The sequence below is a fragment of the Chryseobacterium oryctis genome (assembly GCF_025971925.1).
Classification (GTDB): Bacteria; Bacteroidota; Bacteroidia; order Flavobacteriales; family Weeksellaceae; genus Chryseobacterium; species Chryseobacterium oryctis.
Window position 1 is genome coordinate 89172 of the sequence record NZ_JAPDHV010000009.1, and the last position, 9954, is coordinate 99125.

The window sequence follows — 9954 nt, forward strand, 5'->3', positions numbered from 1 at the left end:
TTTAAAATTTTACCACAAATTGTCTTTCATTAATCAATTCTGCAATTGCCAACATATCTTTTCCAATCAATCTGTCATCTTCCAGCTTAGCAACTTTTGAACGTAGAATGGCAAAATTTTCTTCAATAATTTTTGAACATTTTGAAGGTCTTCTGAATTCTAAACCTTGTGCTGCAAACATTAATTCAACTGCTAAAATATTCACCAAATTACCTAAAACCTGATTAAATTTTCTTCCAGAAATACTTCCCATTGAAACATGATCCTCCTGTCCTAAACTTGTCGGGATTGAATCTGCAGAAGCAGGGAAACACAACGTTTTATTTTCCGTAACCAACGCCGCAGAAGTATATTGAGGAATCATGAATCCAGAATTTAATCCTGAACTTTCCGTTAATAACCTTGGTAAACCGTATTTTCCTTCTAATAATAAATAACTTCTTCTATCAGAAATATTTCCCAATTCAGCAGCAGCTAAGGTTGCATAATCTAATGGTAAAGCCATCAACTGACCATGGAAATTACCTCCTGAAATAGATTCTTCAGCACTTAAAACTATCGGATTATCTGTTACAGAATTTAATTCCGTTTCTGCCATCTTTTTAAGGTGTTCAAAGGCATTTCTACTCGCTCCGTGTACTTGAGGAACACATCTCATAGAATAAGGATCCTGAACTCTTTCACAATCTTCGTGAGCTTTCAGGTTTTCAGAACCTTTCAGGAATTTCAGCATTCTTGCAGCAACTTTTTTGCTTCCTTCAAACGGTCTGATTTCGTGAAGTTCTTTTTTAAACGGACTCGCAGAACCTCTGTACGCCTCAATACTCATTGCAGCCGTCATATCAGCCAAATCCAATAAATATTCAAATTTTTCTAATCCTTTAATGGCATGCGCAAGAATAAACTGAGTCCCGTTAATTAAGCCTAATCCTTCTTTTGGTCCTAAAACCAATGGTTCTAAATTATTTTTCTCTAAAATTTCGGCTGTTTCAAAAATTTCGGCTCCTACCCAAACTTTCCCTAATCCCAAAAGTGGTAAAACCAAATGTGCCAAAGGTGCTAAATCTCCAGAAGCTCCTACAGAACCTTGCTCCGGAACAACAGGAATAATATCTTTCTCCAACATCAATATCATTCTTTCAATAACATCAAGAGAAACTCCCGAAAATCCTTTTGACAAAGCATGAACTTTAGCAATCATCATAATTTTTGAAAGTTCTTTCTCAATCGGTTTTCCTACACCTACGGCATGAGAAATAATCAGATTATACTGTAGTTGAGCAGTTTCATCAGCAGAAATTTGGGTGTCGCAAAGAGGTCCAAATCCTGTATTAATACCATAAACGCATCTGTCAGACTCTACAATCTTCTGAACATTTTTCTGTGATTTTAAAATTTGTTCTTTTGCTGCTTTATTCAGTTTAGCTTTATTGGGAGTTTTACAGATTTCCAAAACATCATGAAAAGTAAAAACATCTACACCGTATATCATTCTATTAAATTTTGTCTTAAAATTACACATTTAACCATAATTTTAAAACTAATTTCTTCTACAAATTATTTTTTCATCAAGTGTGAGTTATTTTTTTATCTTTATTCACTTTAAATTTAATTCAAACCTTATGAAACTAAAAAATTTATTTCTTGTAGTATTATGCTTTGTAAGCACACTGGCTTTTGCCCAAGACAAAGTAAAATACTCTAAAGAGGACATCAAGAAAATGGAAATGTACCTTTTCAATGAAGGGTTCAATTCTCCATCTCCAAAGAAAACATCAACTGTAATTTTAAAAGATGGGACAACTCATAAAGGTTTCTGCAACGATATTGAAACAAAAAAAGGACAGATTTTTGAAGTTTCTTTAAAAGATAGTATCACAAAAAAAAGCCAAACCTTTAATGCTGAGCAAATTGCAGAAATGTACGTTTACCCTAGTAATGCCGAAAAATTTGCAAAAGTGGCAAGATACATGAGTAATATCAGAAATTACAGCACAAAAAAATTAACGAAAAGAACCAACAACGATAGAATTTATTTTGTTAATCAAACAGTTTCGTTAAAAAACAAAAAAGACGATAAAGAATTCTTGATGCAGGTCATCAATCCAGAATTTGATGATATCATTTCTGTATATCACGACCCAAGAGCTAAAGAAACTGCTGGATTTTCTGTAATGGGTTCTCCTCAATTAGGCGGTGGAGTTATTAAATCTTATTATGTAAAAAAAGGAGATAAAATAATGTGGCTACACAAAGATGATTTTGAAGAGAATTATGATTTTCTTTTCGGAGATAATGCTGAATTCATGAAAAAATACCCTAAAAATTCTGCAAAATGGGATTTCTTCAGCTTTTTAGTGAATGAATACACTCAAATGAGTAATAAATAAAAATATTCAATCATAAAAATTAGTAAAGCTGTAGAATTTTCTGCAGCTTTATTTTTTTAATAGTAAAAAGCATTCTAAAAAATTACAACTAGAAAAAACAAAGTCAAAATTCCGTAATTTTGTTATATGAATCCTTCATTAGAATTACAGCTTAAAACTTTACCATCTGAACCTGGTGTTTATCGTTATTATGATAAAAATGACCAATTATTATATGTTGGAAAAGCTAAAAATCTAAAAAAAAGGGTTCTCTCCTATTTTAATAAAAACCTTTCTGGATATCGTATCAAAATTATGGTTGGAAAAATCCAACGATTGGAAACTACGATTGTAAACAGTGAATATGATGCTCTATTATTAGAAAACAATCTCATAAAAGAACATCAGCCATTCTATAATGTAATGTTGAAGGATGACAAAACCTATCCTTGGATTTGCATTAAAAATGAAGATTTTCCGAGAATTTTTTTAACAAGAAATATCATTAAAGACGGCTCTGAATATTACGGACCTTATGCAAAAGTTCGTCCTGCAAAAGTCTTGTTGGATACCATTAAGCATATTTACAAACTTAGAACCTGTAATTTAAATCTATCACCTTCAAAAATTGAAGATGGAAAATACAAAGTTTGTTTAGAATATCATATCAAAAATTGTGAGGGACCTTGCGAAGGTTTAGAAAGCAAAGAAGAATATGATGAAAAAATAGATTCTATCCGAGGAATTATTAAAGGAGATTTCCGAAAAGCCAAAGATTATCTTACTAATCAGATGATGAAATATGCGGCAAATCTGCAGTTTGAAGAAGCTCAGATCATTAAAGAAAGATTAGATATTTTAGAAGATTATCAGGCAAAAAATACAGTTGTAAATCCGAATATTGATGATACTGACGTATTCGGAATGACAAGTGATGAAACTGCTGCTTATGTGAATTTTTTCAAAATAAGAAACGGAAATATCATACAAAGTTTTACTACAGAAATAAAGAAAATTCTTGATGAAAGTGATGAAGATATCTTGGAAGAAGCATTAATTGAAATTCGTCAAAAATTTGCTTCAGACTCAAAAGAGGTATTACTTCCTTTTCATTTATCTGTTGAAATTCCGAATGTAAAACTTATTGTTCCTAAAGTAGGTGATAAAAAACGTATTGTTGAACTTTCAGAAAAAAACGCTAAAGAATATCGTCTTGAAAAATTGAAACAAGTTCAGATTGTGGACCCTGAAAGACATACCAACAGAATAATGGCTGAAATGCAAAAACTGTTGCGAATGCCTGTTGAACCTAGGCATATTGAAGGTTTTGATAATTCAAATATTCAAGGAACTAACCCTGTTTCGGCTTGTGTAGTTTTTAAAGACGGGAAACCCAGCAAGGCTGATTACAGAATTTTTCACCCTAAGACAGTGGAAGGTCCCAATGACTTTGCAACAATGGAAGAAGTTATTTACCGTCGATACAAAAGAATGTTGGATGAAGGAGAAAATCTTCCCCAATTGATTTTGATTGACGGAGGAAAAGGACAATTATCTTCTGCTGTAAAGAGTTTAAAATTATTAGGATTATATGGAAAAATCACTATCGTAGGCATTGCCAAGCGTTTAGAAGAAATTTTCTTTCCGGAAGATCCTATTCCTTTATATTTAGATAAAAAATCAGAAACATTAAAAATTTTACAAAGAGTTCGAGATGAAGCTCACCGTTTTGGCGTAAAGCACCACAGAACAAGAAGAAAAAACTATACTATAAAATCTGAATTAGAAGAAATTCCAGGAGTAGGTGAAAAAACAATTGAATTACTTTTATCAAAATTGAAATCTGTAAAAAGAATCAAAGAAGCTAATTTAGAAACATTAGAAGAAATATTGGGAAAAAGCAAAGCTAAAGTAATTTGGGAATTTTTTAATGCCAACTAAAAATATAAAAGGTCAGAGGAAAGTCTGACCTTTATTTATTATATATTTTAAAATTTTTATTTTACTGAAAAAACTTCTTTTGAATGTTCACCATTAGACTGAGGAATTTCAATCACAATATTTCCATTTTCAAAATATCCTAATGTTGACTCGCCGTTTGCTAATTTCACTCTGAAAACATCTTTTTTAGTTGTGTTTTTAAAAGTAGCAAAAGGCACTGAACTATTAGAATCCGCCAATATAAATTGATTATTATCTAATTGTATTTTTTGTAGGGTAATTTTACCATTAGTAAATTTTGAAGAAGAGTTTGATGTATTAGAAACTGTATCTTTATTTGAAATATCTTTTTTTATTGGCTCTTGATATTTAACTTCTTCATTATTTTCCATTTTTATGGTAGGGCTAGACATAGAAACAACAGTTAAAGCTTGTTTTAAAGCATCTTGATAACCTTCTTCATATTCTTTTATATCTGATCTTCCCTTAGATTCTAAAATAACCTTATCGTTACAATCTTTAAATTGTAAAGTAAGTTTATTTGTCAGCCAATTACTTTCATTTTTTACAGCTACAAAAATTATATTACAACCATTACCATATATTTCTTCTGGCCATTGATGCTTATTTGTAGAAATTACTTCATATTTTTTACTATTAAGAGACTTTGTTAAAAACTGTACAATTCCATAATCTCTTTTAAAGGTTTCAAACTTTTCTGGTACTGCAATGTATTTATAATTTGAAACTTTCTGTCCAAAGACCAATGTTAAACAAAATGTAAATATTAATATTGAAATCTTTTTCATTAAAACATTATTTTAAATTAATCATTTCTAAACTCTCCCATATCCAATTTAAGAGAGAAGAAATTTGAATAGAAATTAGAACCTCCTATTCCGGAATTTGTAATTGCATAGTCAAGAGTAAGACCTCTATATCTAATTCCTATACCTGCACTTGGCTGAAAAGACACCTTTCTTTTCAAATCTTCAATATCCGTAATCGACTGGAATCTGTTTACCCCCAATCTTACAAAAATCATTTTTTGATATCCAAGCTCTGCTCCTGCATAAGGTGTAATACTTGCAATATCAGACGAAATAAGAGCTGCTGTTTTAGCAAAATCTATATTTAAACCTGCTTCTGGTAAAACATACACACTGCTATTAATTTCAAAAACTTTACTCGCTCCTACGTTCAACTTAGGCATTGTAAGTTCCATTTTATCTTTTGGAGCAGGGTTAAACTCTTCTCCATTTACAACTGTAGACAGTTCTTTTTGGTTTACACTCCAAAAGTTAACTGTAGTTGTAGCATCTCTTAACATACCTCCCAACTTCCATCCGTTATCTAATTTATAAATTGCTCCAATATCAAAACCAAAACCGTATCCGTTCGCAAATTTCCCAACATTTCTGTAAACTAACTTGGCATTTACACCAATATCCAACTTCGGATTTCCTCCCGGGTTAAAAGCATAAGAAAGAATTGCAGCATAATCAGACTGAGAGAATTTTGTAATTTTATCATAATCAATATTTCCCTCGGAATCAATCATCTGAGTTGTATTCAAAATATTGTCAACACCCAATCTTACTACAGAAACCCCAAAAACTCCTGTCTCTAAAACTTTTGCATAAGCCAAATAATCATATTTTGCGATAGACTCAAAATATTCAGCGTGCATTGCTGCACCTTGCCAATCTTTGTTAATTGCCATTAATCCGGCAGGGTTCCACATCGGAGAATAAACATCATCCTGATTAGAAACTACCGCCCCTCCCATTGCAAGACCTCTTGCTCCGGCTCCAATATTTAAAAATTCATTGGAATATTTTCTTATAATTTGAGCTTGTGAAATCCCAAAAACGATAGAAAACGCAAGTAAAAAATATTTTTTCATCATATAAACAGATGCTTAATTTAATTTTTTTTGTTTATTAGCTTTTATCAATCCATTAGCAATGATTGCCAGTATCATAACACCTGATGCCACATAAAAAATAGAGCTCATATGTTCCGATTCTCCAAAGATAAAAAAAGCTAGTATAATTCCATAAACTGGTTCCAAATTAACTGTTAAAATTAGTGTAAATGGAGAAATATATTTCATCAAATTCACCGATTCCAACATTGGAAAAGCTGTGAAAACACTCGCTAATAAGCATATTAACGCAATATCTCGATAACTTATTTCATTCATTTGAAAAATTTGCCCTGAAAACAAATAAAATATCATCAAAATAAACCATCCACAAAAAATTTCATAAAAAATAATGTTTCCTGAGCTTGTTTTACCAAACATCTTTCCGTTGAACACAGAAAATATCGTCCCAAAAATGGCACACAATACCCCATACAAAATGCCCTCTTTATATTGAAACTCCGTTTTGAATATTAATAAAATACAGGCAACAATTACGACTCCCATTATTACTTCAGAAACATCAATTTTCCTTTTAAATATAACAGGCTCTAATATAGAAGCAAAAAGTGTAGATAATGATAGACAACTTAAAGCAATAGAAACATTTGATACTTTAATAGAATAAAAAAAACAATACCAATGAAGTGCCATTGCAAAACCAATAGCTGCTAATTGGAAAAAAATTTTCTTTGAAACCTTAATACTTTCTTTTTTGAAAATTCTAATAAAAACAAAAAGAAATACAGCAGCAAAAAGCATTCTGTAAAAAACCAGAATCTGTGCATTTGCATGAATCAGTTTTCCTAAAATTGCCGTGAACCCCCACAAAAAAACAATCAGATGCAATCTGAAAAGTGCTAATTTATGCATACTCTAACCTCTTTGAATTTTCAACACAAATTTACAAATAGCTTTCACAAATCTTATAAAAAATCCAAAATATCCTTTATAAATTAAAAAAACAGAAAAACCCTGAAAATTTGCTCAACTTTCAGGGTCTTCAAATAATAAACTATTAAAAAAATAAACTAGGAACTTAGAGTAAATACACAGAGACCATATCTCTGTTACTCTGACGTAAAGTTAGAAAAAAAATCAATCATTTAAAAACATTCATTTGTTAAATATTTCATAATTTTCTGAAAACCAATAAATTAAACAACTGTTTTAATAAAATTTAAAATCTTTTTAAAAATAGTATCTTTAGGCGGAAAAATTGAAAATTTTATGGACATTGAATTCAACAAACGAGAAGATCAAAACAAATTAAAATTATCCGAGATAAATAGACTTCTTTCTGAAATAAAAAAAGGAGGAGGTGAAAAAAGACTTCAAAAACTTCGTGATGAAGGCAAAATGACGGCAAGAGAAAGAATTGATTATCTTCTTGATAAAAATTCAGATTCCATAGAAATTGGTGCATTTGCAGGTTATGAAATGTATGAAGAACATGGCGGATGCCCAAGTGGAGGAGTTGTTGTAGTTATTGGATATGTTTCTGGAAGACAATGTATTGTTGTTGCGAATGATGCATCTGTAAAAGCCGGTGCCTGGTTTCCTATCACGGGAAAGAAAAACCTGAGAGCACAGGAAATAGCCATGGAAAACAAACTTCCAATTATTTACTTAGTTGATTCTGCTGGTGTTTACTTACCTATGCAGGATGAAATTTTCCCAGATAAAGAACATTTTGGAAGAATTTTTAGAAATAATGCCAAAATGAGTTCAATGGGAATTATTCAGATTTCGGCAGTAATGGGAAGTTGTGTTGCGGGAGGAGCTTACTTACCAATTATGAGTGATGAAGCGATGATTGTTGATAAAACAGGTTCTATTTTCCTTGCAGGAAGCTATTTGGTGAAAGCTGCAATCGGAGAAAGTATTGATAATGAAACTTTAGGTGGAGCAACTACTCACTGCTCTATTTCAGGTGTTACAGATTATAAAGCTAAAGACGATAAAGATGCTTTAGATAGAATCAAAAACATCATGAAATCTATCGGAAGTACCGAAAAGGCTGGTTTTGACAGAATTGAAAGCTTTCCTCCAAAAGAAAATCCTGAAAATATATTCGGAATTATCCCTGTTTCCAGAGCTGAACAATATGACACTTATGAGATTATCAAATGTTTAGTTGATAATTCTGAGTATGAAGAATATAAACCGGATTATGGTAAAAGTATAATTTGTGCTACTGCAAGAATTGATGGTTGGTCTGTAGGAATTGTTGCCAATCAACGAAAATTGGTAAAAAGCGGAAAAGGAGAAATGCAATTTGGCGGTGTAATTTATTCTGATTCAGCTGACAAAGCAACTCGTTTTATTGCTAATTGTAACCAAAGAAAAATCCCATTAATCTTCTTGCAAGACGTTACAGGATTCATGGTTGGTTCAAAATCCGAACATGGCGGAATCATAAAAGATGGAGCAAAAATGGTAAATGCTGTTTCAAACTCTGTAGTACCTAAGTTTACAATTATCACAGGAAATTCCTACGGAGCAGGAAATTATGCTATGTGCGGAAAAGCGTATGACCCAAGATTAATTGTAGCTTGGCCATGGGCAGATTTAGCAGTTATGGGAGGAGCACAAGCAGCAAAAGTTCTAGCACAAATACAAGAATCTACCTTGAAAAAACAAGGAAAAGAAATTTCTGAAGAAGAGCACAATGAAATTTTAGAAACAATTTCAAAAAGATATCAAAAACAAACCGAAGCAACATATTCTGCAGCAAGACTTTGGACGGATGCAATCATAAATCCCACAGATACCCGAAAATGGATTTCTATGGGAATTGAAGCTGCAAATAACGCACCTATAACAGAAAAGTTCAATCTAGGAGTAATTCAGGTTTGATAACTTAAAATCTAAATATTTATAGCCTTACTTTTAGTGAGGCTTTTTTATTTGTTAAAAAATTCTAAAAAATATTAAAAACTTAAAACAGCATACTATTAAGGCTAGATTTTTGTTATTAAAATAAATCTAAAAACTAGTAGCACTACAAAAACTTTTTTATTACTAATCCCAAAAGGAAACCTATGAAAAAATATTTTGCAGTACTAATTTCTGTATACGCCTTATTTTTATTGTACATGATGTTCTTTGGCTCAGGAAGAGAAGCCTCTGATTGCTTTTATCTACAATTAAAACCTTTTAAAACGATCCACATTTTCTTTACAGACTCTAAAGTTCAGGAAACTGATTTCATTATCAATATTATTGGAAATGTATTTGTATTCAGTCCTTTTGGGTGGTTAGGTTTATGCATATCAAAATTTAATAAATTCTTCCCTATTACATTATTTTTTATCATATTGATCTCAATAATTGAATTAACACAATCATATACAGGACGTGGAGTTGCAGATGTTGATGATGTTTTTCTTAATACTTTAGGAATGATAATTGGTTTTGTTCTATTCAAATATGCCACTTGGAAGAACTTTGCCAATATTAAACACCATTTTGAGTTGTATGATAAAAAGTATAAAATTCAAACTTCTTAAATTTCAATAAGCCTAGAAATTATTATAAAAGTACTCCAAACAATTTCGTTCTCATCTCATAATGATTAAAATCCCCCCCATTATAAATCTTATATACTTCAATATAAGATAAGATTTTATTATCCCTAAACGACACAATTAATTACCTCATTATCTTACTTTCATTTGATTTTTAATATAACAGAGTGGTTTTTGTCTTATATAA

8 protein-coding genes are annotated in these 9954 nt (G+C 31.1%); 4 read left to right on the plus strand and 4 right to left on the minus strand.

The window, feature by feature from the left end:
* Position 1: 1 nt before the first annotated feature.
* On the minus strand, positions 2 to 1492 hold the full coding sequence (gene hutH, locus OH806_RS15765) for a histidine ammonia-lyase (RefSeq protein ID WP_264744642.1): 1491 nt from the start codon (positions 1490 to 1492) through the stop codon (positions 2 to 4).
* Between the two features lie 130 nt (positions 1493 to 1622).
* Here hutH and OH806_RS15770 point away from each other — a divergent pair, with 130 nt between their 5' ends.
* Both OH806_RS15770 and uvrC read left to right on the plus strand, forming a co-directional pair.
* Positions 1623 to 2390 (plus strand): hypothetical protein, encoded by a 768-nt coding sequence (locus tag OH806_RS15770; RefSeq protein WP_264744643.1) that lies wholly within the window; start codon positions 1623 to 1625, stop codon positions 2388 to 2390.
* 126 nt (positions 2391 to 2516) lie between these two features.
* Positions 2517 to 4310 (plus strand): excinuclease ABC subunit UvrC, encoded by a 1794-nt coding sequence (gene uvrC / locus OH806_RS15775; RefSeq protein ID WP_264744644.1) that lies wholly within the window; start codon positions 2517 to 2519, stop codon positions 4308 to 4310.
* Positions 4311 to 4366: 56 nt separating this feature from the next.
* Here uvrC and OH806_RS15780 read toward each other — a convergent pair whose 3' ends face one another.
* Genes OH806_RS15780 through OH806_RS15790 form a run of 3 tightly spaced genes read right to left on the minus strand, consistent with a single transcriptional unit; the run spans position 4367 to position 7110 of the window.
* The gene (locus OH806_RS15780) at positions 4367 to 5119 is read right to left on the minus strand and encodes a hypothetical protein (RefSeq protein ID WP_264744645.1); all 753 of its coding nucleotides are present in this window, start codon (positions 5117 to 5119) and stop codon (positions 4367 to 4369) included.
* Between the two features lie 17 nt (positions 5120 to 5136).
* On the minus strand, positions 5137 to 6219 hold the full coding sequence (locus OH806_RS15785) for a putative type IX sorting system protein PorV2 (protein ID WP_264744646.1): 1083 nt from the start codon (positions 6217 to 6219) through the stop codon (positions 5137 to 5139).
* 12 nt (positions 6220 to 6231) lie between these two features.
* Complete coding sequence (locus OH806_RS15790; protein WP_264744647.1) at positions 6232 to 7110, minus strand: DMT family transporter; 879 nt, start codon at positions 7108 to 7110, stop codon at positions 6232 to 6234.
* Between the two features lie 357 nt (positions 7111 to 7467).
* On the opposite strand from OH806_RS15790, the gene OH806_RS15795 reads away from it, so the two are divergent.
* Together OH806_RS15795 and OH806_RS15800 are read left to right on the plus strand one after the other, a co-directional pair.
* Entirely contained in the window at positions 7468 to 9096 is a 1629-nt protein-coding gene (locus OH806_RS15795; protein ID WP_264744648.1) for an acyl-CoA carboxylase subunit beta, read from the plus strand.
* Between the two features lie 185 nt (positions 9097 to 9281).
* The gene (locus OH806_RS15800; protein ID WP_264744649.1) at positions 9282 to 9749 is read left to right on the plus strand and encodes a VanZ family protein; all 468 of its coding nucleotides are present in this window, start codon (positions 9282 to 9284) and stop codon (positions 9747 to 9749) included.
* Positions 9750 to 9954: the final 205 nt, after the last annotated feature.